The following is a 25,846-nucleotide window of genomic DNA, read 5'->3' on the forward strand; positions in this document are numbered from 1 at the left end:
AATGAGCTACGGTATCAAAAACGATTAAACGGCTTAAGTCCGCTGGAATTCAGGGCTCAAGCCGTTTAAAAATTTTATATTATTTTACCTGTCTACTTGACGGGGAGTAGTTCAGACAGCGCAAAAATGCGCTTTTTCCTGTAGGAGTTGCGTGTAGCGAGTGATTTTTTTGCGAGATCAGGGTGGCAGATTATCATTCTGCCACTCTGATCTTTGTAAAAACTGACTTTTGAGTCAGCCCCTTTTTTGTATCATCTGCTCTTTTGCCGCTTCACGGAAAAGACGATCGCCGCAAATAACGACAACAGTCCTCCTGCCCAGCCGATGATCGGTGCGTATGAAAACGTATCGCGCAACAGCATCCCGCCAACGATTAAAATCGCCGCATCGGCGGCGAACAACACAGCTAAAAAGCGATAGTTCATCTGAAGTCCCCCTTTCTTCTCAGAAACATCCACCGTACTTTTCATCTTTCCCTGATTTTAAAGCACGCATGCATCGGCTCGATTGTGAATGTCCCAAAACGTCTCGAGCACTTTTTGGTATGAATTTCTTGTATTTAAGATAATTTTCTAATAACACTATATTTTTGAGTCTAAAAAATGTACGATTACGGTAAGAAATAGGTATAGTAGTTACATCTATTATTGAATCGGAAAGCTGACGCAAAGGGGCATCCATATACTTTATGAAAAAATGGTTCAATCAAAAAATCAGCCGACAAATCATGTCCGCTTTTTACCTCATACTAATTACGCTTTCTGTTTCTTCGATTGCTGCTTACTTTTATACGAACCATCAAGTCATGAGTGCCAAAACCAGTCTCGATGCCATCAGCGAGCGTCAGGAACGGGCGACGTCCTTATGGGACGACTGGCAGTCGCTCCAATATGAGATGCGGGGATATATCGTGTTTGGAGACGACGCTGTATTAGAGACCGTCGACGAAAAAACACAATCGCTGGAGGAACAAACCCAGTGGTTCGAGAAAAACGGAACTTATGAGGCTGATCAAATCTATGCCTCCGATGTCCGTTCGCTTTACACGTCCTACACGACGTTCGTGATGCCGAGCTTGATCAAGTATGTCCAAGCCAAACAAGACGGGACTGTCGATGAAAGTTTTCTGCAGATGCCGAGTCTGAAATCGATGATGCCGGAAGTCAAACGGGATCCGAACCGAAAGTTCAAGATGAATGCGTCCGACAGTGAAACGATGCGTAAAAGTGTCAACACGATGGAGAGTGTTTTCACCAATTACCGGACAAGTCTGCAGGCCAAAGAGACGATGGCAAAGGACAAACTGATTACACAAACAAAATACGCAGAATGGATTTGGCTTGTGAATCTGCTTGTCTTATTTCTCGTCATTCTGTTGATCATTCGTCCCTTCATCGAACGGACGACACGTCAGATTCAACTGCTCAGTAAAGAAAGTAAGCTGCTTGCTCAAGGACTTCACACGGCACCGTTGATTCCGATGAATCGGACCGATGAGATCGGTGAGCTCAGCAAGTCATTTCATCAAATGGCGACGGCACTGACCGACAACAAACATCGGTTGATGTCGTCCAACGATAATCTGGAACAAGCACTGCAATTGACGTTGCGCAATGAAGCCCATCTCAAAATCCGGAATCAGTTGACCGAAACACTTGCCGACCGCGATACCGTGACAGCTTATCCAGCTGTCATCGAAAAGATGGTCGAGATTACCGACTCCACGAATGGTTCGTTGATTTTCAAAGAAGGGACGACGGTAACGAACATCGTGTCTCACGCCATGTCGGAACACGAGCAGGATCAGTTGATTGCGACGATTGAACCGGTCATTCGAAAAGCACGGACAGACAAAGTTCCGCATACGGCTCAATTCGAAGAACGCGCTTTTGCGGTGACACCGGTCCTTGATGCCAGTACCGATGAAATCATCGCCTACATCTATCTGATGCGCCTGCACCGCCCGTTTGATCGGCAAGAGCAGGAAGAACTAGCCGCCTTTGCCCGTCAACTCGCGTTGTCACTCCTCCGGATGCGCTCTTTCGACGAGATTGATCAAGAACGGGAAAAAACAGCCCGCTTGTTGAACTCGATCCGCGAATCGATCGTCTACATCGAACCGGACGGACCGATTCAATTGATCAACCGACCGTTGCTCGAATTATTTGATCATCCATCCGCCGTTGAGTCCAAGGCCGAATGGTTGATTGAAATCGATGATTCGATCACCCATTTGAAATACCAGGTCGATCAACTGCCTGAGTTCGAACGGTACTTACGTCAAACCTTCGTCAACCGGGAAACAGGAGAAGGCATCACGTTTTCGATTAACCACGAACGACGGTTCATCAAGACCTACTCGGAAGAAATCCATTACGGTGGGAAGTTCCGGGGTATCCTGCTTGTTCTCCGTGATGTGACGAACGAAGTCGAAATCGATCGGATTAAAAATGAACTCGTCTCGACGATTTCCCATGAGTTACGGACACCGCTCTCCTCAATTTACGGCTTTACCGAGCTGATGATCCAGCGGGATCTTCCGTCACATCGGCAAAAAAAATACTTGAACGCGGTCCACTCAGAAACGGAGCGGCTGTCCCTGTTGATCAATGACTTCCTTGATTTGCAACGGATGGAGGCCAATAAACAAGAGTACACGTTCGAACCGTTTGATTTACTTGCGATGATGAAGGACTTAAAACAACTGCATAGTCTGTCTTCGTCTAGTCATCAAATTCGTGTCTCATCTGACGTGTCGCCTCTCTTGATTGAGGCCGATGCGAAGAAAATCCGTCAGTTGTTCGGAAACTTGATCAACAATGCCATCAAGTACTCCCCAGCCGGTGGTGCCATTGAAATCCGTGTGACCGAGCACAATGAACGGCTGCAGGTTGCGATTACCGATCATGGTATCGGTATACCAGCTTCCGCCATGAGCGAACTGTTCCAGAAGTTTTACCGGGTCGATAATTCCGATACCCGAAAAATCGGTGGAACGGGGCTTGGCTTATCCATCTGTCGCGAGATTGCTCGTGCCCATGATGGTGAAATCCACGTCGAATCGATCGAAGGACAAGGCTCGACGTTCACCGTCGACTTGCCGTTAACACAACCTGATGCATAAGCAAACCGCGCTGTTCCGAAAAGGAACTGGCGCGGTTTTTTTGATTATATTTTTTTAATCAGCCTTTAATACGACTTGCAATGTCCACCGTACGCTTCGCTTGGTGACGAACAGCCGGTTCAACGGACTCGACCATGTTGCCGTCTTGATCGACGGTCACCGTCGTCCCGTATGGATTACCGCCTGCTGCAAACAGGACCGGATCCGAGTAGCCTGGTGCTGCGACGATCGCACCCCAGTGGAACATCGATGTATACACAGCAAGGACAGTCGCTTCTTGTCCGCCGTGCGGATTTTGAGCCGATGACATCGCGCTGACGACTTTATTGACAAGTTTCCCCTGACCCCAGAGACCACCTGTCGTATCGAGGAACTGTTGGAATTGTCCCGGGACATGTCCGTAACGGGTCGGGACACTGAAGATGATTGCGTCCGCCCAGTCGAGCAGGTCGGGTGTCGCTTCTTCGATTTCACGCGTGGCATCGGTATGTTTTTGCCAGAGTGGGTTGGAGGCAATCGCTTCTGCTGGTGCCGTCTCCTTGATTTTCGAAAGACGCACTTCGGCTCCAGCCGCTTCCCCTGCTTCTTTCGCCCACGTGGCGAGTTGGTGATTCGTTCCGGTCGAACTGTAATAGATGACAGCCAGTTTCACATTAGACATAACTTCGCTCCTTTTTTCAAAAACAGTGACGGACAATGGATGTACATGTCATCTTTTCCCGCTTTTTGGATAAAGTAACGCCTTTACTTTGAATCCAAGGGATTTTTATACTTCTTGTGGAACCAACCACTTGAACCAGCGACCGTGGCCGTCTGTCTCGGCAATCGTCTGTTCCGTCAAGACTCCATCGATGTACGCATCAAGATGCAAGTACCGGTCCTGGACGTTGTTGTACAGGTGGTAGAGGTTCCGCGTCTGTCCGATTTCCTCGACGACTTGGAGCAATTCCTTTTTCACAGCCAGCGGCATCTGGTTTGCGACATGTGTGTGGAAAATACAGAGGATACTGTCGTCCGGTGTCTGCGTTGCGTACCGCTTCAATAATTGAATTCCGTCCCCTTCGACGAGTTCCAGCGCGGACTCTTCCACGTAACGCGCTGCCGCCTCGAACATCTCAAGCCGTTCCCGGTGCTCCGTCCAAATCAGTGCTTTCAGCCACAACTGTTCATCGGCATCGGTCAGATCGACGATATTTAAATCGAGTCCGGTCCGCATCGTGACGGGTGGTGGTGTTTTTGGAAGCGTCGGTGTTACCGTTCCCTCGATGACGGAGGTTAGATGCAGACGGGATGCCGGATTGCCGACCGTCTCCCCTGCCCCGTAATCATAGGCATATTGATCAAACAACAGTTGCAATCCGGCACTCGTTCCGATTTCGAGCAGAGCGAGCGGTTGGTTCGTCTGTTGATGAATCTGACCAAACACCGGATACAGATACGTACAGCGTCGGACCTCGTTCGTTTGGACAAGACGTTGTGCCAGCAGCGGAATTAGATCCGCTTCGTAAGTCTGACAAAAGGATTCGAAATCTGCGAAGGACTCCGCAAAAGGTTTTGGCTGTTCCGTCACGCTCGGATAGTACGCGGCGAGCGGATGATCAATCCCTTTCAGCAACAGATAGTGGACGGCACCAAACAGGAGATTCGGAATCGGTTGCCCGTCGCGCGCGTGTCGGCACAGTTCAAGAATTGCCGGAGTTTGTGCAATTTCCTCCGATAGATATTCATAAAACGGACTCGAGTCCCGGCACTCTCGTTCCGCGAAAATCTGGAAGCGTTGTGCGATTTCTGCTTGTGTCACGAATCGTTCCCCCCTTTTTTCGTTACCCAACCTTATATTCCCTAAATTATTCCAAAAACCTGTTTCCGACATCAAAAAAACTCTTCCGCCTGTAACAGGGGAAGAGTTCGTCTGACGATTAATCAGCTTGTTTTTTCTTAAGAATATCCGTTACGACTTCATTCAGTTTTTGTTTGAAGACCGGTCCGAAACTTTCCGCGTACGAATTCGTCATATGACTGACGTCGCGGTAGATGACGACATTTCCGATGACCGGACGGAATTCTCCATCGACGCGGAAGTAATCCGTCAAATCGAGTTTGTAGAGCGACTTGTTCGTTTGCTCGAAGTTTTTCCAATACGCTTCATCGCGCTGGTTGACTTCCGCATTCATTTTCTTCGTCGTCTCTTCGATGCTCGTCGTCTCGAGCGACTCAAGAACGTTAAAGCTGTAACGCGGATTATCCCGCAGTGCCAGACCGTCGATGCCGTACTCGTCTTTGACGTACTGCATCTGATCGACCATTTGTTGATGAATCTTATCCTTCGTCGCATTTGCTGCCGTGACGTGCGAAATGATGAGATCGACGTCGGCATCCTTCAAGTAATCGAGGACATTTTGGTTCCAGATACCTTTTAAGACGTTATCGTCATAGCCGGTCGAGAAGCGTGTCCCGGAACGGGTGATGTTCAAGACCCGGTACTTTTCACCTTTTGCAGCTTCGTGAATCGCTCCGAACCATTGCTCCGAGTGCGAGCTGCCGACGAGTGCAATCGTTGCGATGTAGTCTTTCGTTTCGCCATACTCGCCGACTTTGACGTCACTTTTGCTCAATACTTGGTTACTGCCGTCGGTGTGAACGAGCGGCAGGTCATCAAAGACGTTGGCGTACGACGGGAATGGCTCACGGTCCGGTGTCTGGTCCGGATTCTTGACTGCCATCGCCCCCGGATAATCGCCGGTGCTGACGCCGTCCGTCAATTCTTTTTCTTCAAAATACTTCAGACCGAGCAACGAACCGATCAACAAGACGTTGATGCTCGCCATGATGCCGAGCTTCTTGAAGGACGAGCGGTCGACTTTTGAGCTGCGGATCGGTTTTTCGATGTATTCCGTCATCAAGTAAGACAACAGAATTGACGACAGGATGATCAACGTCCCCATCCAGAAACCTGGTGTTTGCTGGACGTTGTAGCGGTAAAACTCAAGCAGGACCCAGTGCCAGAGATAAATCCCGAACGCGATTCCACCGAGTTTGACCATCGGTTTTGAACCTAAGAAACGTTTGATCCCGAACGTCGTCTCACGTGTTCCCGACAAGACGATGAACAAGGCACACGTCATCGGCCATAAGGCGATGTAGCCCGGGAACATTTCCGAGACGTTGAAGATGATCCCGGTTAGGATCAACCCGATCAATCCGAGCCAACCGATCACGGTTGCAATCCATTTCGGAACACGGATCGACGACAGGTTGATACACAGCAGACTTCCTAAGGCGAATTCCCAGACGCGTGTCATCGTGATGAAGTACGCCCACGGCTGATTGACTGACGTCAGATAAATCGAATAGGCGAGAGAAGACACGAACAAGACACCTAAAATCGTATTGATCATCGGTTTGACGTTCTTGATCGCATACTTTTTGACCATCCAGAGGATGAAGGCAAACAAGACAAACCAAATCATGTAGAACTGCCCTTGAATCGACAAGGCCCAGAAATGTTCAACCGGCGACTTCATTTGGCTCGCATCCAAGTAATCGGTACTCGAAATCGCCAGTTGCCAGTTTTGATAGAAGAACATCGAGGCGACGACTTCACGAATCGTCTTCTCTAAAATCGATTGCGGTAATAAAAACGAACTTAAAACCAGCACGACGGCCAAAATGAACAAGACCGACGGCAACAGCCGTTTGATCAACTTCGTGACATACGGTAAGAAACGAAACTCACCGGTCCGGTTGATCGTTGAGATGATCGATGTCGTAATTAGGAAACCGGAGATGACGAAGAACACATCGACGCCGCCGGAGACACGATTGAACCAGATATGATAAACCGCGACGAGTAACGCCGCGACGACACGTAACCCTTCGATTTCCGGTCGAAACTGACTTTTGGTATTGATGAGTTTTTGAGGGTGGACTTCTTTGTGATTCAGTTGATTCATTTTACATTAGCTCCTATACTATTTTTCTCACGACGAGACGAATGGAATTGAAAAAAATTCCTCCAACATTAAACACGCACCAATTCATCCTAAAGTAAAATACTAATAAAATCCATAACAATAGTAATTACTTTTGTGTTTCTTTGATCACCGACCACAACAAACACGACTCTTCTGATAACGAAGGGTCGTGTTTACATGTAGCTTATTTCACGGTTAACGTAAACGTTTTACTCTTGCGTAGTTTGATCGATTCCGCATGGACCGTCACGCGTGTCCCCCGTTTTTGTTTCGGGAACGTCATCGTCTGTGTTTTACCGGTCGCGATTTTCGTGTACCGTTTCTTGTTGATCGTCACGACAATCGTCTTGCCTTTAGTCGCTTTGACTTTCCATGCCGTGCTCGCTGAATTTAACGCCGTCGTGTATGATTTCAGCGTTGGATTGCCGGCAGCGACGACCCGTTGTTCGGAAACTTGGAGTTGTGTTCCTTTGCGCGCCACCAATTTGACGACTTGACCCGCTTTCAACGGTTTTGTCGGGATGGCGAACACCCGTGTTTTCTTCCGGTCGATATACGCCGTGTACTTGCCATCGATGTAGAGTTTTCCGTAAGAAGCATCCCAATCGAGCGCACCGTCAATCGTCGTCTGTTCGTCATTTAACGGCTGATGTAATACACTGGACATCATCACGCTGTCTTTTAACGAGAGTGATTTCGAGACATAACTGCCGGAACGGACAATCCGGTACTCAGCCAGTTGATCTGTATAGGGAATCGTCACTTCGGTCTTCTTGATTGCTGGCACGGTTGCGATTTTTTTCTTTCCGTAGTAGACAGTATACGTTCCGCCGTCAGTTTTACTCTCCAAACGGTACGTGAAGGTTTTGAAATTCGTATTTGTCGACTGGGTCACACGCGGTACTTCGTATCCGACGACCGTCCGCTGTACCGTCGTTTCCTTATCAAATACATTGCCGCCACCGATTGTAAACGAGATTGGTTGCCCGAGCAGTCCCGTCGTACCAAGTGGAAGGGTCAGCATCCCGTTCTCATCCGATACCGCACCGTTGATGCGTGTTCCGTCCTTGCGGAAGACACTGACCGGCACATCGGCCTGCCCAAGATCAATCCGGTACGTATAGAGACCTTCTTTGACTTCTTTCAGTTGATCGAGTGTCGCCGTCAGGTATCGTTTGTGTTGATAACGAGTCGTATCTTTCAATACGACACCTGTTTCTGTCGTATAAGCAACGGTATACTCCGTATTATAAATCCGCTTTTGACTTGTCGGAATCCGGACACCGTTCTCCTGATCAACGTCTCCCGTAAACGTAACCTTCTGAAGCGCAAGCGGTTCCGTCGTCCCGTCGATTCGTGTCAGCTGAATATCCGGCGTCAACGGCGTCTTCTCCAGAAACACAGTGTCCGCTTTTGTCCGATCATCAATCGCGATTGGTTCGCGTAAGTACTCTTTAAAGTCGAGCAGCGTCGTTTGTCCGTTCGCCCGGTAAATGGCACGTCCATCGGTCAAGACTTCTTGTGCTAACTCATCGGAATAGTCGACCAGTGTCTTGATTTGTCCTGTTTGCTTGTCCAGATAATACAAGGAAGTTGAACGGTTATCGTCTTTCGTCTCATCTTCTTCCGTTAGTTGCATATACAAACCGTCTGCCGTCTCATAGGCTCCACGGACAAATTGATCCGTCCGTTTATTCGGTAAGGCATACGTCTGATTGGTTTCTACATTCCGGATCACGGCTATCTTGCTGACATCAAGAATCCAGTCCCCTGTCAGCGGATAAAATTCATTTACGTCGATGGACTGAACTTTTGCAAACGTTCCATCTGCCTGCACATCATACCAGTCCGCGACGCCGTCCCGAATCAAGGAGAAACGGTTCGGACCAATCCACTGAACGGACGGAGTACGTCCATCCTTCACCGTATCACGGATGACGAATTGGTTTCCCTGTCGCTCCAGTACATGAAACGTATCCCAGCCTCCCCGTGCCACGAGATGATCTTGGTCAAGAACCCGTAAATACTCCAGATTTTCAGGGAGCTCCACTTCTTCCGATGTCCCGGTTTTAGCGTTCATGAAATAATACGGCTGAAAGTTTTCGTCAAAATAATCGTCTTGGAACAAGAATAATGTCTTGTCAGCAGATTCTGCCCGGAGGAACACATACGGTGATACACCACTTGGATACGGCGTCGTTTGTTTCGTTTCCAAATCATAAAATCCGATGATCGCCTGATCATTCTTTTTAATGTCATACGGGGCAGCTTCAGTCAGTGTCGTCAGCGTCAACCAGGTTCCGCAGACCAGTGCGGCACTCCCCATCCAATGTTTCCAGTTCATCTATGTAGAACATCCTTTCAAAATGCAGTGATTAATTCTATTTTATTCCATTTATTTTTTCTATTCAGATGTTTTTTGATACATCAGGTCAATGACAAACATATCGCAACCGATTCAAACGTTCGTTCTCATTTAGTTTAGGGTATAGACTACTTCACAACAATGATGAACGTTAGGAGAATATTATGATCGTATTTGGTTACGCCCTCTACTTATTGTTAGGCACGTTAAAATTCGTGCTGTTCAGCTTTTATACCAACACCGCTTTTCCGGTTGATCTCTTTTTAATGAACCTTGGCGGGATGTTCGTGCTGTCGAGTTGGACACTGTTGATCCAGTGGAACAAACGCCGCTGGATTTGGCTCGGTCTTTTAATTGCCCACAGCTTCCTCTTGATTTCCGATTTGTGGTACTACCGCTACTTCGAAGATTTCCTGTCAGTCTCGTTGATGTCGCAGATGTTGCAGATGGGTGATGTCAGCAGCGGTTTCGCCGCCCTGATCCTGCCGTCCGACTTCCTGTTGTTTGCGGACAGCCTGATTTTCTTAGCGATTCTCTTCTTTACACGCAACAAGACGTTTGCCGTCACGAAAAGCAAACGCCAAAAGGCAGCAAGTCTCGTTTTCCTCGCAGGTGTGATCCTGTTTGCTGCGCCAGTCACCTACAGCGTCGTCAAAGAAGATCAACGGCTCAGCCAGTCGGTCTCTGACATGCGGGACTATTATCAGCTCGGTTTCTGGGGGTACCACGGACTCGATCTGTTCCGCGGCATCCAAGGGGCAATCGGCTCAGAAGAAAGCTTGACCGCGTCTGAGCGTCAACGAATCGAGGACAACTCGATTTCAGCCGCAGACGGCGCCACGAAAAAACCGAACATCATTCTCGTCCAATTGGAATCGTTCCAGGAATCGGTCATCGACCAAACCGTGAACGGACAAACGTTGACACCGAACCTGAATAAGTTGAAACAAGAATCGCTGTACTTCCCGTCGTTTTACCACCAGACCCATGAAGGGCGGACCTCGGACGCGGAATTCATCACGAACACGTCGCTCTATCCATTGAAGTCGGGTTCGGTCTACACCCGATTCCCGGACAATGAATTCGGGGCGTTGCCTGAATTGTTGCGTAACAACGGCTACGACACCGCTGCCATGCATGCCTATGAAAAAGGATTCTGGAATCGGGATCAAGTGTATCAAAATCTGGGCTTCGATCACTTCTTCAGCCAAAAGGATTATCCCGATCAACAAGAAATCGGGATGGCGTTAAACGATAAACAGTTTTTGACGACATCGATCGAGCATATGGAAACACTCAAGGAACCGTACTTCTCGTTCCTCGTTGCCCTGACGAGTCATACCCCGTACGAGATTCCAAAAGACAAACGGGAGCTCGATTTGTCCGGCTATGAGGATCCGATGTTGAAACGTTATTACCAGACCGTCCATTATGTCGACGAGGCCGTCGGACAGATGGTCAAGGAGTTGAAGGCAAAAGACATGTGGGACGAGACACTCGTCATCTTTTACGGGGATCATGACAGCGGCTTGACGAACGAAGGCAGTGAGATGCAACAAAAAGCGCAGATCGACAATGCCGTCGACGCCTTTGAACTCGACCGCCAAGTGCCGTTGTTCATCAAAAAACCAAATCAAAACACAGGACAAGTCATTCAAGAGAACGGCGGACAAATCGATATCGCCCCGACGATCGTTGATTTACTCAATCTCGAGTCCCCGTATATGATGGGCAACTCCCTGCTTGATGACGAACCGAATCTGACCGCTTTCCGCGACGGTTCGTTCCGTTACAAGGACTACTATTACGAAGCGAACCTGACGGAAAAAGCTGGCAACGGCATCTGTTATGACGTCTCGACGAAAAAACAGATCGACCGTGACATGTGCCAGTCGCAAACGAAACAAGTACGAAAAGATTTGCGGCTGTCGGATGCGATTATCGAAAAGAATGGATTAGAGCAAGACTGAACCAATCATCCGAATCAAATGATCGTTGCAACACTAAAGGAGGAGCCGGACTCAGCATCCGGCTCCTCCTTTTATGTACTTTAGTCCATCCGTCTTGAACGGATCATTTAGTGAGCTGTCCGATATTCATTCAACCACTGCTGTTCCTCGTCGAACAGGACATTCCATCTTTTCATGATGATCCAGTCAAACAACTCCGAAATCGTCTTGTCCGAGTGTCGATAGCGATTTAAAAAACGGAATGCTAGCAAGATTTCGTCGCTTTGAATCTGTCGCTTTCGCTTAAGCATCGCTTTCACTCACTTATAGATGAATAAATTGATTTAATTCGTTAATTCCTTTAAGACCACGGGGTTTAATTTACTGAAGTTAAAAATTTTTAAAGTATCAAATTGAATAAAAATTTGTCTACTTAAATTTTCTTTCTCTTCTTCCAAAGCGTATTTTAGTAATTTGTCTTTCCATTCTTTCTGTTTGCTCATCATTCTTCTATGATGTTTCATTAATCCTCTTTGATCAGTCTCATATGCATAAATTAGTACGCTCTTATTAAAATCTTCTCTTAAAACATTAAGCACCATTTCCCACCAATATTTATCAGATTCACCCATCGACATGCCGTAAATAATGATTAAATTACTTTCTTTAATTACGCTAGTCGTTCTTTCCATTCTTGTACTAAGTGCATATTGATTTGATATTGTTTTAATCATCATCATCTGTAAATCTTCGTTTGATGAAAGTTTACTATCTATTTGTGATTCGTCATTAACTCCCAAAAGTATTTGTTCTTGACAATACCCGTGTATATGGATTGGTGAATTAGAATTTATTCCTCCCTGAGAATAATGCTCTATCCAATTTTTATGGAATAAGTCAAAAATCTCAGTATAATTAAAAATAATATAATTTAAATTTTTAACCGTATTTTTATAATGCGAATATTTTTCATCTAGATTCCGTTGATCTCTCTCGTAAGTATTAATAGGAAACCTGATAGAACTTTCAAAATTACTCAAATTTTCTTCTACTAAAAATTCTTGTATATTAACATCTAGATTGCGTTCAATATACTCAGTAAAATAATCGATAAATTCCTCATAATTTTTGATGAATTCCTCGATATCATCTTCAGTTTTAATTTTTTCCGTATATGATCCTATTGCAATTTCAAAATCAGACCAATCTATTTTTTCAATATCCCCTTCATAATCCCCTAATATTTCCTTTTGGAAATAATCATTTATTATATTTTTAATAAGTTTATTCTCTTTTTTTTCGTAGTTCTGATTCTTTAGGTACTTATAAAAATCCGCATAACTAGTTTTTAAACCAATATTAATATCGAAACCATTACCGATTAAAAATGTAATATTCATTTTCGTCTCCAATCCATTGTATATTTTTTTATCAATATCAAAATGGTAACTGTGATTTAAATAATTTTTTGACAATTTCAATAAATCCATTGTATATATACTTTTATTTCTTTACAACAAATGTATATCCTTATAATATCTATATGATATTTTTAGCTTAATAACAATTTTCCGAATAATTATTTCTCATTGAAAAAACTTAAACGATAAGATTAAACTATCTTGTCATTTAAGTTTAAATTAAAATTAGTTATAGATTTTTAGAGGCTATTAATTACACCATTCCGCTTATGCCGTCCATATCACAGTAATTGTAGAAGCAACTCTAGTCAGTTCTTTTTTGTCCGCGATGACGACTTCTATTTTCAATAATATAGATGAAACTAAAGTAGTATTTTGAAGTACCGAACACGCTAACGCGTTACATTTTTTTGCATTGACAACTCCTGGTTTAGATTATATCCACCTACTCGTCTGTAATCATTTTGAACATAAAATGGCAATGCTTTGTGGTTTGACAAATTAAGATTAAAATAGCAGACGTCACGCCTACTGTTGTTATCTTCTAATTCTAACGATATACGTGCTGTTTTTCATCAAAGAATCTACCAGCGGATGGCATGGGTCGACTCATTGATGAAAATGGCGGGTAAATTGATGTTGTATCGACAATCATTAATTTATCAAAGTTGAAAAGTTTCACGTGAATTATGAGACGAGAAAATTACTATTAAAATAAGTAACAAGGTAGAAAGATTAACTTGCTTGATTGATTTGTTTATTTATTAGTTTACTGACGTTATAGATTTGGTGGACTGACAGACCAATCATAATAAGATCCTCTATAATCTAATTTTTTCATAATAACTTGTTCTAATAAAGCAACCATTTGTGACCACACCAAGTAATCATTTGAACCATATTCATAATTACCATGGGCAGCATTATTTCTATTTCTCACGAAGGACCGAACTTTTTCCGCGTCATACTCAACTTCAAATGTATCTAGTAGATTTATAATTCTAGAACGAAGATTTCTAGTAAGTAATCCGTTCCACTTTTGCTTCATTCCAGAATCGTCAAAGTCATTTACATCCTCTAGTCCAATTAACGGAATAACATTTTCTTCCAAAAATAACTTGAATTCAGAATAAATTCCTCTTCTCTGTGCTCTACCTAAATAACCAGAAACAGTTTCTTCTAACTCTTCACTTACAAACTCTTCAATAACAGATCCTAATACAATATAAGGAATTGGAAAAATCAAATTTGAAGCTGATAATTGTATACCTGCCGAAATTTTTTTGAGTGAACTTCTAGATTCTGTAGTTAAACTTACATAGGTAGGAAAACAACTTTGAACAAATCTAGATAATCCCCGTGGGTATTTGACCTCAATTAATTGTCTGTGAGGTTTTAAAGGAGCAAACGAGCCATTACGTATTATACGAAATAATTCAGCATTATTAGAATATCCTTTAACAGTTCCCCACCTAACTTTTCCGCCATAAGCAATTGAACAAAGGTCAAGAATCAAGTCCATCAACTCATTTCCTTCATCCAAGTTTAATCTACCACTTTCTTTTCTTAGTACAATTTTAACCGTAAAAACATCTTCATTTTGCCTTTCAATTTCAGTCATCCGAGTAACAAGATTATTATTTTCAAGTATTTCTACCGATATCGTTTCTTGATTGTATGATAAAGAAAACTGGGTTTTATTTCTTGTGATTATCCCAAAAGATTCTGTCATTTCATCAAAACCTATAACAAAGTTTGGAATATAATACTCTAACATCTCACATTCTAAATTATTCCCGATTACTATCTCACCGATATCAAATTTCAAATTGATATCTATATCCGCTTGAGTACAATTTTCATTTTGGTTAACCAAAACTATTTTTTTTGCACTGAACGTTTTCCCATCAGTTGTCACTCCTTCAAAATTCCAAGGATAGACGGGTAATTCTCTACACATTAAAACACTATTAGTGCTAACAGAGATATCATTCCTATTTTTATCCCATACATTATTAATATTAAAATTTAAGTTAAAATCACTTTCTACTTCAATTACTTCTTCTGCTTCTTCAAGCCTGAGATTTCCTCTACCTTGTATATATGTCATTTATTTTCCTCCTATATTGCTATAAATCTCCATGAAATATCTTTTTAGTTTCCCCGGAAAATTATCTTGTGTATATTATTTATAATGTTAGCTATTTTTTAATAAATCTTTTCAGAAAAATCGATAGATAAAAAAGAAACTTTCCAAAAATCAAAAAATTAATGGAAAGTCTCTAAGTTAAATTTTTGTCATTTTTCACTACTAAGAATTTTAGCAACAAATATAATTTAGGTTCATAAAATCTTGTTACATCATTCCGCCCATTCCACCCATGCCGCCCATATCAGGCATTGCAGGAGCAGATCCGGCTGGTTCTGGTTTATCGGCGATGACGGCTTCTGTCGTCAAGAACATCGCTGAAACAGATGCTGCGTTTTGAAGTGCTGAACGCGTCACTTTCGCTGGATCGACGATTCCTGTTTCGATCATGTCGACATACTCGTCTGTCGCAGCGTTATAACCCATGCCTTGTGCTTCATGTTTGAGACGCTCGACGATGACGGAACCTTCTTGACCGGCATTTTCCGCGATTTGACGGAGCGGTGCTTCGAGCGCACGAAGGACGATGTTGACACCTGTCGCTTCATCGCCTGTTGTGACAGCCAAAATCGATTCAACGGCTTTCGTGACGTGGATGAAGGCTGTTCCCCCACCGGCAACGATTCCTTCTTCGACGGCTGCACGTGTCGCGTTGAGGGCATCTTCGATCCGGAGTTTCCGTTCTTTCAGTTCTGTTTCGGTTGCGGCGCCGACTTTGACGACGGCTACGCCGCCTGCGAGTTTCGCAAGACGCTCTTGGAGTTTTTCACGATCGAAGTCGCTTGTCGTTTCTTCGATTTGTGAACGGATCGTACCGACACGGGCTGTGATTGAATCACTGTGTCCGTTTCCTTCGACGATTGTCGTGTTGTCTTTTGAGACGACGACTTTCGACGCGCGGCCGAGTTGCGTGATTTGTGTTTCTTTCAGATCAAGACCAAGTTCTTCTGTGATCAGTTCTGCGCCGGTGACGATCGAGATGTCTTCGAGCATCGCCTTACGACGGTCTCCGAAACCAGGTGCTTTAACCGCAACGGCGTTGAACGTTCCACGGAGTTTGTTGACGACGAGTGTCGCGAGTGCTTCGCCTTCGACGTCTTCCGCGATGATCAAGAGTGGTTTGTTTTGTTGGACGACTTGCTCAAGAACCGGCAGGATTTCCTGGATGTTCGAAATCTTTTTGTCCGTAATCAGGATGTACGGGTTCTCAAGGACCGCTTCCATTTTATCGGAATCCGTGATCATGTATGGTGATGCATAGCCACGATCAAACTGCATGCCTTCGACGACATCAAGTTCCGTCGTGAAGCCGCGTGATTCTTCGATTGTGATGACACCGTCCTGACCAACACGTTCCATCGCTTCGGCAATCAATTGACCAACTTCTTCGTCAGCTGCCGAAATCGCCGCCACTTGTGCGATCGCTTCTTTGCCTTCGATTGGTTTCGCAATCGCGTGCAGTTCTTCGACGGCGCGGCGGACTGCTTTTTCGATCCCTTTACGGATGACCATCGGGTTCGCACCCGCTGTGACGTTTTTAAGTCCTTCACGGATCATCGCTTGTGCGAGGACTGTCGCTGTTGTTGTACCATCCCCTGCGATTTCATTCGTTTTCGATGCGACTTCTGCCACAAGCTTCGCGCCCATGTTTTCGAAGTGATCTTCGAGTTCGATTTCTTTTGCAATCGTCACACCATCATTCGTGATGAGTGGTGAACCGAATTTACGTTCGAGGACGACGTTCCGTCCTTTTGGTCCGATCGTCACCTTGACTGCGTCCGCTAATGCGTCTACTCCACGAAGCATCGCCCGGCGTGCCTCTTCACTGAATAAGATATCTTTTGCCATGACTGAAATCCCCCTTTGATTAGTTTGCTACTGCTAAAATATCGCTTTCGCGTAAGATTAAGTATTCGTTGCCATCGACTTTCACTTCTGACCCTGCGTATTGCGCATAGATGACGTGGTCCCCGACATTCACTTCAAGTGGTACACGGACACCCTGCTCCGTCACACGGCCTGTACCGACAGCGACGACTTTACCCTCTTGCGGCTTTTCTTTCGCTGACCCAGGAAGAACGATTCCTCCGAGTGTTGTTTCTTCTTTTTTAACGACTTCGATCACGATGCGATCACCAAGTGGTTTTAACATGCGAAACATCCTCCTTGAACATGACTGTTTTTTAGCACTCACTTAATTGGAGTGCTAACATATTTTTATCTTAAACGGTTTCCAGTTGGAATTCAAGCACGAACCCTTATCCGTTTTCCCGAAATCGACATCTTTGAACCATCACCATTCGTGCGCCCGGTCGGTTTGTTTGTTACAATCGGGACAGTACCTTCATTACAAAGGAGTTGTTTCCCGACCGATGAAAAATTCCGTCAATCTGCCGTTCAACATGGCAGAGAAGTGGCAAATCCGTCACATCATTCCGATTGTGATTTATTTAATCGTGCAACTTGTACCAGCAACCTTTCCGAGTTTCCTGTCAAAAAGCCAAATTCCGGGTGTTCTCGGCTGGTGGCTCGCGATCGGTTTTACCTTAGCCGTCATCGTTTCCTTCTATTGTCTGCGTCCTGACTGGCAGAAGTGGAAAGCAGAGGGCAATCAAACCGATACGATGGATACATTAAAGTGGATCGGAATCGGGATCGTCTTACTGTATGTCTCTTTAATCAGCGTCAACTTGATTGATGCCTGGTTGTCCGGCGGAATTGAAAACATCGCGAAATCACAAAATACGGATGACATCATGAAAGCAATCCAAGTCATTCCGATTCTCCAGGTGATGGTCGTCCTGCTTGGTCCGATCATGGAAGAGTTTCTGTTCCGCCACATCATGTTCGGAAACTTGTCGACGAAACTGAACTTCATCTTCAGCTTCGTTCTCAGTGGAATCATCTTCGGTCTGATCCACGGCGACAACAAATTCTTGATTTACGTCGCGATGAGTTTCGTCTTCTCGCTCGTCTTCGTCAAGACACGCCGCATCATCGCTCCAATCGCGATCCATGTCTTTAACAACGGCATCGTCGTACTTGCACTCTACGCAACGACTTAATTAACGAAAGGTAGTGTTTTCATGCGACAAGGTTCAAACTTCATGGCATTTTTCTATGCCATCTTCGGTATTCTGTTCATGTACCTCGCGTACAGCAACTCAATCGAGGCAGGAACCGTCTTCAACTTCTGGACGATCCTCTTGACGCTGTTCGCAGCCGTCGACTTTTACCGTCTCTACCTCATCTTCCGCTTCCGGATGGCAGCCAAGAAGATGATCAAGAAAGAACAGGAAAAAAAGGACGACAAGAAATAATGCAAAATGAGATCGCCGAGGAATCGGTGATCTCATTTTTGTTTTCCTTCACTTTGTCTGATCTTTTCGATAGGAGTCGATGATCACTTTCGCAATATCAAGATTCAACCGTTCGTCGAGGACGAGATTCTTGATCATGTTGATGAATTCGACGTCCTCTTGTTGCACGGACTCGATTCGTTCAATCAATTGGTTCAACTTCGTCCGGACGGTCGGATACGACACTTGATAAGAAGTTGCCATGTCTTTTAGCGAACCGGAGTTCAAGACGAACTTCCGGATGAATTCGAGATGTTCTTGTTCTAAAGCCAGTACCCAAGCAGGTACATCCTGTCGTTCCATCGTTTTCCCTCACTTCTCTCTTACAAATCTTGAATATCGAGACGATCCTTTTCGCGTTGCAGTTTTTTCTTGCGCGAGTTGTTTCCCTCCACTGATATACTGACTAAGGTTGACGTCAGCATGAGCGTGCCAACCCGAATCAACGATTCACGGTCATCGGAATGCTCTCCTGTATAAAAGTATATGTATGCTCCTCCCACTAAGGCAAGTACAGGCAGAATCACTCCGAGCCAATTACTTTTTCTTGCGAGATAAAACTGTCCTCCAAATAATCCAATCGTGATCATTCCCGAAATAAATATATCCACTTGTTTTCCTCCTTTTGTTGTCTATCCACCGTTCTATATTAATAATATTAATTTTTATTTAAACATTATTCAACTTATTTTAAACAATCGTGATAAATTCATTACTTTATTCATAAACGATGTGATTTGATATATTTTTACAATCTGATATTCAACCCATTCAACAGAGGTAGCGTGTGTTCCGCCCGACTTCTACGGGAAAAGGAAGCTCTGCTTCCGTCAGGAACAGGCGAGACCCGGTCGTCAGAGACGACCGCAGCTTGCGTTCCGCCCGAGAAAAGCGGGCGTGACAAACACGATACCGCGTCCAGCACTAATAGATCATGTCCTCCCATTTCCAAAACAACAAAAAAGACCAGATGACGATTCATCTGGTCTGCTGTCCTCTATTAGGCACTCTTGATTTGATCCTTCTTACCTTCCGTCGACATGAACGCATCGAGTTGATCGGAGTCGAGGACCCCTTCCCATTTCGCGATGACGAGTGACGCGAGCGTATTGCCTGTTACGTTGACGACAGAACGCATCATATCCATGATTCGGTCGATTCCGGCGATGAAGGCCAGACCTTCAGGCGGAATCCCGACTGTCCCGAGCGTTGCCAGTAAGACGACGAACGAAACGCCAGGTACAGCTGCCATCCCTTTTGACGTCAGCATCAAGACGAAAACGAGTGTCAACTGTGTGCCGATCGATAAATTGATATCGTACATCTGCGCGATGAACAAGGCCGCCATGGCTTGATAAAGTGCAGAACCGTCGAGGTTAAACGAATAACCCGTCGGAACGACGAAACTGACGATTGATTTTGGAACACCCATCTTCTCCAGCTTCTCCATGACGCGTGGTAAGACCGTTTCCGACGATGCCGTCGAATACGTCAGGAGCAATTCATCTTTGAAGACACGGACGAAATCCGACACGCGGATGCCGACCCATTTCATGATGGAACCAAAGACGATGACCATGAACAGCAGTGCCGTCACGTACAACGTCCCGATCAATTTGAACAATGAACCGAGTGATTCGATCCCGAACGTCGAGACCGTGACACCAATCAGGGCGAAGACACCGATTGGCGCAAACTTCATGACGATGTTGACCAAGTTGAACATCGCAGCCGCGACCCCTTCGAAGAAGCGGACGACCGGTAAACCTTTTTCACCGGCAAATCCGACGCCGAGCCCAAACAGAACGGAGAAGAAGATGATCGCGAGCATATCCCCGCGTACCATCGCGTCCAAGATGTCTGTCTTGTCGAGTGTCGCCATATTGATGCCGGCACCCGGCTCGACGAGATTCGCTGCAAACAAGCCGGTAAAGATTGCAATCATCGTCACGATCGTAAAGTAACCGAGCGTCTTGACGCCGAGGCGTCCGAGACTTTTTGGGCTGCCGACCGATGAAACACCGAGGACGATTGTCGTAAAGACGATCGGGACAACGATCATTTTCATCATTCGGATAAAGATGTCACCGATTGGCTTCAGCCACTCCGCAACGTGTGGATTCCCGTAAAAGACACCGCCGACAGTGATCCCGAGAATCAATCCGATTAAAATCTGCCAAGCAAGACCAATGGGCTTGCGTTTTGTTGTTGCCATAATTATTCCTCCTACATCTTGCAATTAAAAAAAACACATAAGAGCATTTTGTCCTAAAGACAGAGCGTTGTCAAACCCATCTGTTATAGCACAATACAAAAAAAGAGGTGGCTTCCGTCCGAAGAACAGAAGCCACCCATCTCATATTTATCTTATATTAATGGTTTTGATTGACCATTTCCTGAATCAGTTCACGGTTCCGTTTTTTAAAGACTTCATTATGGGAAGAAACCATCGCGACTTTCGGTGCGTCCGGTTCGATGAATTTTTTCGCCCGGTTGACGGCATTCGCCGCATCCTGGAACGCCCCGGAGATGAGGTGGACTTTCCCGTCGTGGGACAAGATATCACCTGCTGCATACAAGCCGGGCACACTCGATTCACTCGACGCTGTTCCGGCGATATAAAAATCGTCGACCTGTTGCAAATCGAGATCGCAGTTCGAAAGTAACTCGGCATCCTGTTCGTAGCCGTGGTTAATGATGACCTCGTCAATTTCCAAGGCCACCGTCTCGCTTGTCGCACAATCAATCAGTTCGACCGAGGCAATCCGGTGATGGTCGTCACTGGCAATTAATTTATGGATCGTCGTATTCAAGAGACAAACGGCAGAGCTGTTCACGAGTTGCTCCACTTGCGCTTCGTGCCCCGTGAAACAGTCTTTTCGGTATGTGACATAGACTTTTTTCGCGACCGGTTCCAGTTCATTCGCCCAGTCGATTGCCGAGTTGCCGCCGCCGGAAATAATGACGGTTTTGTCCTTAAATCGTTCAATCGATTTGACGGTGTAGTTCAAGTTCGACACCTCGTACCGTTCCGCGCCCTCGATCTTTAATTTCTGCGGATTGAGGATGCCGCCGCCAACCGCAACGATTACCGTCTTCGAATAATGAATCGTCCCCGATTCCGCTTCCAGAACGAAGTTGCCGAACACGTCTTTCGTGATCGAGATGATTTTTTCGTTTAAATGAACGCTTGGATTAAACGTCAAGCCTTGTTCGACCAGCTGTTCCATCAGCTTTGCACCGGTAATGGGTGGCTGACCCCCGACGTCCCAAATCATTTTTTCCGGATAGACGTGAATCTTTCCACCCAGTTCTGCCTGATATTCAATCAATTTCGTCTTCATTCCGCGTAGTCCACTATAGAAAGTAGAGTATAACCCGGCCGGGCCTCCACCAATTACCGTTACATCGAACAATTCCTGCTGCTCCATCTCGCTCACTCCCTCACGATTTGATACGACTGATTATCATTCTCATTTCCAATGATAACGTGAACATCTCTTGAAGACAAGAAAAAATGTTGACAGCGTTTTTATGTAACTGTTATGGTTAGGTGGACGATAGTGATAATCATTATCAATGATAACAGCTTTAAACGAGAAGGAGCCTCTGTCTATGGTACGTCTAGCTACAGAAGAAATCAGTATTGGTTACGGAGATCGTACCATCGTCAAGGAATTGACGGTTCAGATTCCTGATCGGAAAATCACGACGATCATCGGTGCGAACGGATGCGGCAAATCGACTTTACTGAAGGCGATGACCCGGATCATTCCCCATCAATCGGGACGCGCGTTACTTGATGGTCTCGATATTGCCAAGGAAAGTACAAAACTGCTTGCCCGGAAAATGGCTATCCTGCCCCAGACACCGGAAAGCGCAAGTGGTCTGACGGTCGCAGAGCTTGTCTCATACGGTCGCTTTCCTTATCAAAAAGGATTTGGTCGTTTAACGAAACACGATTACGAGATCATCGATTGGGCACTGGAAGCGACGGACACGATGGCGTTTAAGCATCGTCCGGTCGACGCCTTATCCGGTGGTCAACGGCAACGGGTCTGGATTGCGATGGCCCTTGCGCAGGAAACGGACATCATCTTCCTCGATGAACCGACGACCTACCTTGACCTCGCCCACCAACTCGAAGTCCTGGAGTTACTCGAACAACTCAACCGGACAGAAGGTCGGACAATCGTGATGGTGTTACACGATTTAAATCAAGCGGCACGTTTCGCCGATTACATCATCGCCATGAAGCATGGTGAAGTCGTCAAAGCCGGAACGTGTGAGGAAGTCATCTCAAAAGACGTCCTCAAAGATGTATTCCATATCGATGCCGAAATCGGTCGTGATCCGCGCACGAACAAACCGATGTGTGTCACCTACAACTTAATTAAGGGAGACTGAATCATGAAAAAGCTTTTATTACCGGTTCTTTTATTGTTAACGCTTGTGATTGCTGCTTGTGGCAACACGGAGAAAAAAGAAGAGACCTCGTCTGCTGATACAAAAAAAGAAACGATTACCTATAAATCCGAAAAAGGGGACGTCGAAGTCCCGGCTGATCCAAAACGTGTCGTCGTCCTGGCTGGTTTCGCCGGCAACGTCATGGCACTCGACGTACCTCTCGTCGGTGTCGACTCGTGGTCAAAATCGAATCCGAAGTTTGACCTGAAAGACGTCCAAGAAATCTCAGAAGAAAACGTCGAAAAAGTCATCGAACTCGAGCCGGATCTCATCATCGGATACGATACGACAAAAAATATCGATAAATTCAAAGAAATCGCACCAACTGTCACGTACACATACGGCAAAGTCGACTACTTGACGCAACACATCGAAATCGGTAAATTGCTCAACAAAGAACAAGAAGCACGCGACTGGGTCAAAGACTTCAAAACACGTGCAGCAGACGCTGGAACAGAAATCAAAGCTAAAATCGGTGAAGATGCGACAGTTTCTGTCATCGAAAGCTTCGACAAACAACTCTACGTCTTCGGCGACAACTGGGGCCGCGGTACAGAAATCCTCTACCAAGAGATGAAATTGAAAATGCCGAAAAAAGTCACAGAGATGGCGTTAAAAGATGGCTACTACGCGTTATCACCGGAAGTCTTACCTGAATATGCAGGCGATTACCTGATCTTCAGCAAGACAGCAGAAGCGGATAACTCGTTCACAGAAACGGACACATACAAAAATATCCCTGCCGTTAAGAACAAGCAAGTCTACGAAGTGGATTCAAAAGAATTTTACTTCAACGATCCACTCACATTGGAACGTCAACTGGAGTTCTTCAAGAAAAGTTTCCTTGGCGCGTAACGTATACTAAAGGAGGGAGCCTCAATGCTCCCTCCTTTTTTGGATTCATACAAACTGGAGGCGATACCTGTGTCATCCGCTCGACTACCCTTTGGATTAAAAATTTCATTCGGACTGGTCCTCTTCGTCGTCATGTTTTGGATTTCGATGACGTTTGGTGCTGCTGATACGTCAATCCGTGAAGTCTGGAACGCCTTGACGTTTGGTCCGCTCAACGATAAAGCCAAAATCATTCAAGAAATTCGTCTCCCCCGGGAACTCGCCGCGATTCTCGTCGGTGCGGCACTCGGCGTCTCGGGTGCCATCATGCAGGCGATGACACGTAATCCTCTGGCGGATCCCGGTCTGCTCGGTCTAACAGCCGGTGCCAATGCGGCGCTTGCCTTAGCAATCGTCTTCATTCCCGGCATCAACTATTACGGCATCATGCTCGCCTGTTTCATCGGTGCCGCCCTCGGCGCCGCACTCGTCTTCGGAATCGGTGCTTCCCGCCAAGGCGGCTTCTCCCCGCTCCGGATCGTCCTCGCCGGATCGGCGATTTCCGCCTTTTTGTACGCGATTGCGGAAGGAATCGGGATCTACTTCAAGATTGCCCAGGACGTCTCTCAGTGGACGTCAGGCGGACTCGTCGGCACGACGTGGGGACAACTGCAGGCGATCACGCCGGTCATCGTCATCGGGACGGTGATTGCGATGATTTTCTCGCGTCAGTTGACGATCCTCAGTCTGTCGGAAGAAGTCGCACTTGGTCTTGGTCAAAACATCACCCGGATCAAAGCCGTCTTGTACGTCGTCGTCATCCTGCTTGCCGGTGCTGCCGTCGCCTTAGTCGGCAACATGGCGTTCATCGGATTGATGATTCCCCATATCGTCCGGGCAATCGTCGGGACTGATTACCGTTACATCCTGCCGATGACGGCTGTATTCGGAGCGACGTTCATGCTGCTTGCCGATACGATCGGTCGGACGCTGTTTGCACCGTACGAGACACCGGTCGTCGCGATCGTCTCAATGCTCGGTTTACCGTTCTTCTTATTGATTGTCCGTAAAGGAGGTCACGCATTCTCATGATGGAAACTCGTTTACGCCGCCGTCAACGCTTGATCTTTTTCATTTTAAGTGTGTTACTGCTCGGCACGATCGTTATCAGTATCGGTCTTGGTCCGGCATCCGTCTCGTACGACCGTCTGTTGCCGACGTTGTTCGGTCAAGGGACGTTCAAAGAAGATTTTGTCCTGTTCTCGCTCCGTCTGCCACGAATTATCATTACATTACTTGCGGGAATGGCACTCGCCTTGTCCGGTTCGATTTTGCAAGGTATCACTCGGAATGAACTGGCCGATCCCGGTATTATCGGGATCAATACGGGAGCCGGTGTTGCGGTGGCGATTTTCTTCCTCTATTTCCCGGTTGATGTCGGCTCATTTATCTACGGATTACCGGTTGCTGCCTTCTTAGGTGCTTTAGTGACGGCCGTAGCCATTTACGCGCTTTCTTACGACCGGAATCGCGGCTTGCAACCGATTCGCCTGATTTTGACCGGCGTCGGTTTCTCGATGGCCTTGTCCGGTATCATGGTCATCTTGATTTCATCGACGAAGCGTGAGAAAGTCGACTTCATCGCCAAATGGCTCGCCGGTAACATCTGGGGCACGGACTGGACATTCGTCTACGCCTTGTTGCCCTGGCTGATTGTCTTGATTCCGTTTACGCTGTATAAAGCCAATAAACTCAATCTGCTCGCTTTAAACGAACCGGTTGCGATTGGTGTCGGGGTCTCGATTGAGAAGGAACGGATTCAACTGTTGCTGACAGCAGTCGCACTCGCGGCATCCGCCGTCTCCGTCACCGGTGGGATTTCCTTCATCGGCTTGATGGCACCGCATATCGCCCGTGCCCTGGTCGGTCCGCGTCATCAATGGTTCTTGCCGATTGCGCTGTTGATCGGCGGCTGGTTACTCGTCTTGGCCGATACGATCGGACGAAACATTGCTGATCCGGAAGGTGTTCCTGCCGGTATCGTCGTCGCACTGATTGGTGCACCGTACTTTATTTATCTGCTTCTGAAAAAGTAAGAAAACTGATCAACCAACAAGAAATGATTTCTTGTTTGTCTCTGACAGCGCAAGTTGCCTTGCGCTTCTTCCTGCAGGAGTCTCGTAAATCAAATCATTTCTAAAAAA

General features: G+C 46.0%; 22 protein-coding genes. 8 read left to right on the plus strand and 14 right to left on the minus strand.

The annotated features are described in order from the left end of the window. Positions 1-251: 251 nt before the first annotated feature. On the minus strand, positions 252-425 hold the full coding sequence (locus KNP87_RS15930; protein WP_167331052.1) for a hypothetical protein: 174 nt from the start codon (positions 423-425) through the stop codon (positions 252-254). A 263-nt stretch (positions 426-688) separates the two neighbouring features. Between KNP87_RS15930 and KNP87_RS15935 the strand changes: the two genes are divergently transcribed. After that, complete coding sequence (locus tag KNP87_RS15935; RefSeq protein ID WP_214722279.1) at positions 689-3,124, plus strand: HAMP domain-containing sensor histidine kinase; 2,436 nt, start codon at positions 689-691, stop codon at positions 3,122-3,124. Positions 3,125-3,182: 58 nt separating this feature from the next. Here KNP87_RS15935 and wrbA read toward each other — a convergent pair whose 3' ends face one another. The 4 genes from wrbA to KNP87_RS15955 all read right to left on the minus strand — a co-directional run bounded on the left by wrbA (position 3,183) and on the right by KNP87_RS15955 (position 9,442). Beyond that, positions 3,183-3,785 carry an NAD(P)H:quinone oxidoreductase gene (wrbA, locus tag KNP87_RS15940; protein WP_214722280.1) on the minus strand — a complete coding sequence of 201 codons (603 nt, stop codon included), beginning with the start codon at positions 3,783-3,785 and terminating at the stop codon, positions 3,183-3,185. Positions 3,786-3,890: 105 nt separating this feature from the next. After that, positions 3,891-4,925, minus strand: a complete 1,035-nt coding sequence (locus KNP87_RS15945) for a DUF2332 domain-containing protein (RefSeq protein ID WP_214722281.1) — start codon at positions 4,923-4,925, stop codon at positions 3,891-3,893. Positions 4,926-5,043: 118 nt separating this feature from the next. Further along, entirely contained in the window at positions 5,044-7,077 is a 2,034-nt protein-coding gene (locus KNP87_RS15950; protein ID WP_214722282.1) for an acyltransferase family protein, read from the minus strand. A gap of 205 nt (positions 7,078-7,282) precedes the next feature. After that, positions 7,283-9,442, minus strand: a complete 2,160-nt coding sequence (locus tag KNP87_RS15955) for a hypothetical protein (protein ID WP_214722283.1) — start codon at positions 9,440-9,442, stop codon at positions 7,283-7,285. A 185-nt stretch (positions 9,443-9,627) separates the two neighbouring features. Between KNP87_RS15955 and KNP87_RS15960 the strand changes: the two genes are divergently transcribed. After that, positions 9,628-11,433, plus strand: coding sequence for an LTA synthase family protein (locus KNP87_RS15960; protein WP_214722284.1), 1,806 nt, complete (start codon positions 9,628-9,630; stop codon positions 11,431-11,433). Positions 11,434-11,540: 107 nt separating this feature from the next. Here the strand turns inward: KNP87_RS15960 and KNP87_RS15965 are convergent, their stop codons facing one another. From KNP87_RS15965 to groES, 5 genes are all read right to left on the minus strand, one after another. Further along, on the minus strand, positions 11,541-11,723 hold the full coding sequence (locus tag KNP87_RS15965; RefSeq protein ID WP_214722285.1) for a hypothetical protein: 183 nt from the start codon (positions 11,721-11,723) through the stop codon (positions 11,541-11,543). A 33-nt stretch (positions 11,724-11,756) separates the two neighbouring features. Then, a complete protein-coding gene (locus KNP87_RS15970) occupies positions 11,757-12,902 on the minus strand; it encodes an AbiH family protein (RefSeq protein WP_214722286.1) in 1,146 nt (381 codons plus the stop codon). A gap of 709 nt (positions 12,903-13,611) precedes the next feature. Further along, positions 13,612-14,943, minus strand: a complete 1,332-nt coding sequence (locus KNP87_RS15975) for a hypothetical protein (RefSeq protein ID WP_214722287.1) — start codon at positions 14,941-14,943, stop codon at positions 13,612-13,614. A 246-nt stretch (positions 14,944-15,189) separates the two neighbouring features. Beyond that, positions 15,190-16,830 (minus strand): chaperonin GroEL, encoded by a 1,641-nt coding sequence (gene groL, locus KNP87_RS15980; protein ID WP_026831841.1) that lies wholly within the window; start codon positions 16,828-16,830, stop codon positions 15,190-15,192. Between the two features lie 19 nt (positions 16,831-16,849). Beyond that, positions 16,850-17,134 carry a co-chaperone GroES gene (gene groES, locus KNP87_RS15985; RefSeq protein WP_012371631.1) on the minus strand — a complete coding sequence of 95 codons (285 nt, stop codon included), beginning with the start codon at positions 17,132-17,134 and terminating at the stop codon, positions 16,850-16,852. Between the two features lie 85 nt (positions 17,135-17,219). Between groES and KNP87_RS15990 the strand changes: the two genes are divergently transcribed. Beyond that, positions 17,220-18,047: a CPBP family intramembrane glutamic endopeptidase gene (locus KNP87_RS15990; protein WP_251135661.1), complete on the plus strand. Its 828-nt coding sequence runs from the start codon at positions 17,220-17,222 to the stop codon at positions 18,045-18,047. A 21-nt stretch (positions 18,048-18,068) separates the two neighbouring features. Further along, complete coding sequence (locus KNP87_RS15995; RefSeq protein WP_026831839.1) at positions 18,069-18,302, plus strand: DUF4305 domain-containing protein; 234 nt, start codon at positions 18,069-18,071, stop codon at positions 18,300-18,302. Positions 18,303-18,350: 48 nt separating this feature from the next. Here the strand turns inward: KNP87_RS15995 and KNP87_RS16000 are convergent, their stop codons facing one another. The 4 genes from KNP87_RS16000 to KNP87_RS16015 all read right to left on the minus strand — a co-directional run bounded on the left by KNP87_RS16000 (position 18,351) and on the right by KNP87_RS16015 (position 21,772). Continuing rightward, a complete protein-coding gene (locus KNP87_RS16000; protein ID WP_026831838.1) occupies positions 18,351-18,644 on the minus strand; it encodes a DUF2089 family protein in 294 nt (97 codons plus the stop codon). 20 nt (positions 18,645-18,664) lie between these two features. Then, positions 18,665-18,952 (minus strand): hypothetical protein, encoded by a 288-nt coding sequence (locus tag KNP87_RS16005; protein ID WP_214722288.1) that lies wholly within the window; start codon positions 18,950-18,952, stop codon positions 18,665-18,667. A gap of 389 nt (positions 18,953-19,341) precedes the next feature. Next, a complete protein-coding gene (locus KNP87_RS16010) occupies positions 19,342-20,556 on the minus strand; it encodes a cation:dicarboxylate symporter family transporter (RefSeq protein WP_214722289.1) in 1,215 nt (404 codons plus the stop codon). 157 nt (positions 20,557-20,713) lie between these two features. Continuing rightward, on the minus strand, positions 20,714-21,772 hold the full coding sequence (locus tag KNP87_RS16015; RefSeq protein WP_214722290.1) for an NAD(P)/FAD-dependent oxidoreductase: 1,059 nt from the start codon (positions 21,770-21,772) through the stop codon (positions 20,714-20,716). Between the two features lie 184 nt (positions 21,773-21,956). Between KNP87_RS16015 and KNP87_RS16020 the strand changes: the two genes are divergently transcribed. Genes KNP87_RS16020 through KNP87_RS16035 form a run of 4 tightly spaced genes read left to right on the plus strand, consistent with a single transcriptional unit; the run spans position 21,957 to position 25,738 of the window. Then, on the plus strand, positions 21,957-22,748 hold the full coding sequence (locus KNP87_RS16020) for an ABC transporter ATP-binding protein (protein WP_026831834.1): 792 nt from the start codon (positions 21,957-21,959) through the stop codon (positions 22,746-22,748). 3 nt (positions 22,749-22,751) lie between these two features. Continuing rightward, entirely contained in the window at positions 22,752-23,663 is a 912-nt protein-coding gene (locus KNP87_RS16025) for an iron-hydroxamate ABC transporter substrate-binding protein (protein WP_026831833.1), read from the plus strand. A gap of 24 nt (positions 23,664-23,687) precedes the next feature. After that, positions 23,688-24,734, plus strand: a complete 1,047-nt coding sequence (locus tag KNP87_RS16030) for a FecCD family ABC transporter permease (RefSeq protein ID WP_051523867.1) — start codon at positions 23,688-23,690, stop codon at positions 24,732-24,734. Then, positions 24,731-25,738, plus strand: a complete 1,008-nt coding sequence (locus KNP87_RS16035; protein ID WP_119924026.1) for a FecCD family ABC transporter permease — start codon at positions 24,731-24,733, stop codon at positions 25,736-25,738. The genes KNP87_RS16030 and KNP87_RS16035 overlap by 4 nt, the downstream gene beginning before the upstream one ends. Positions 25,739-25,846 lie beyond the last annotated feature (108 nt).

This window comes from Exiguobacterium sp. s192 (assembly GCF_018618795.1).
In the GTDB taxonomy this organism is placed as follows: Bacteria; Bacillota; Bacilli; order Exiguobacteriales; family Exiguobacteriaceae; genus Exiguobacterium_A; species Exiguobacterium_A undae.

What these genes read in the sequence shown, in the direction of transcription:
- KNP87_RS15930 (WP_167331052.1), bottom strand. Translation starts at nt 425, where the DNA reads ATGAACTATCGCTTTTTAGCTGTGTTGTTCGCCGCCGATGCGGCGATT.
- KNP87_RS15935 (WP_214722279.1), top strand. Translation starts at nt 689, where the DNA reads ATGAAAAAATGGTTCAATCAAAAAATCAGCCGACAAATCATGTCCGCT.
- wrbA (WP_214722280.1), bottom strand. Translation starts at nt 3,785, where the DNA reads ATGTCTAATGTGAAACTGGCTGTCATCTATTACAGTTCGACCGGAACG.
- KNP87_RS15950 (WP_214722282.1), bottom strand. Translation starts at nt 7,077, where the DNA reads ATGAATCAACTGAATCACAAAGAAGTCCACCCTCAAAAACTCATCAAT.
- KNP87_RS15955 (WP_214722283.1), bottom strand. Translation starts at nt 9,442, where the DNA reads ATGAACTGGAAACATTGGATGGGGAGTGCCGCACTGGTCTGCGGAACC.
- KNP87_RS15960 (WP_214722284.1), top strand. Translation starts at nt 9,628, where the DNA reads ATGATCGTATTTGGTTACGCCCTCTACTTATTGTTAGGCACGTTAAAA.
- KNP87_RS15965 (WP_214722285.1), bottom strand. Translation starts at nt 11,723, where the DNA reads ATGCTTAAGCGAAAGCGACAGATTCAAAGCGACGAAATCTTGCTAGCA.
- KNP87_RS15970 (WP_214722286.1), bottom strand. Translation starts at nt 12,902, where the DNA reads ATGGATTTATTGAAATTGTCAAAAAATTATTTAAATCACAGTTACCAT.
- KNP87_RS15975 (WP_214722287.1), bottom strand. Translation starts at nt 14,943, where the DNA reads ATGACATATATACAAGGTAGAGGAAATCTCAGGCTTGAAGAAGCAGAA.
- groL (WP_026831841.1), bottom strand. Translation starts at nt 16,830, where the DNA reads ATGGCAAAAGATATCTTATTCAGTGAAGAGGCACGCCGGGCGATGCTT.
- groES (WP_012371631.1), bottom strand. Translation starts at nt 17,134, where the DNA reads ATGTTAAAACCACTTGGTGATCGCATCGTGATCGAAGTCGTTAAAAAA.
- KNP87_RS15995 (WP_026831839.1), top strand. Translation starts at nt 18,069, where the DNA reads ATGCGACAAGGTTCAAACTTCATGGCATTTTTCTATGCCATCTTCGGT.
- KNP87_RS16000 (WP_026831838.1), bottom strand. Translation starts at nt 18,644, where the DNA reads ATGGAACGACAGGATGTACCTGCTTGGGTACTGGCTTTAGAACAAGAA.
- KNP87_RS16010 (WP_214722289.1), bottom strand. Translation starts at nt 20,556, where the DNA reads ATGGCAACAACAAAACGCAAGCCCATTGGTCTTGCTTGGCAGATTTTA.
- KNP87_RS16015 (WP_214722290.1), bottom strand. Translation starts at nt 21,772, where the DNA reads ATGGAGCAGCAGGAATTGTTCGATGTAACGGTAATTGGTGGAGGCCCG.
- KNP87_RS16020 (WP_026831834.1), top strand. Translation starts at nt 21,957, where the DNA reads ATGGTACGTCTAGCTACAGAAGAAATCAGTATTGGTTACGGAGATCGT.
- KNP87_RS16025 (WP_026831833.1), top strand. Translation starts at nt 22,752, where the DNA reads ATGAAAAAGCTTTTATTACCGGTTCTTTTATTGTTAACGCTTGTGATT.
- KNP87_RS16030 (WP_051523867.1), top strand. Translation starts at nt 23,688, where the DNA reads ATGCTCCCTCCTTTTTTGGATTCATACAAACTGGAGGCGATACCTGTG.
- KNP87_RS16035 (WP_119924026.1), top strand. Translation starts at nt 24,731, where the DNA reads ATGATGGAAACTCGTTTACGCCGCCGTCAACGCTTGATCTTTTTCATT.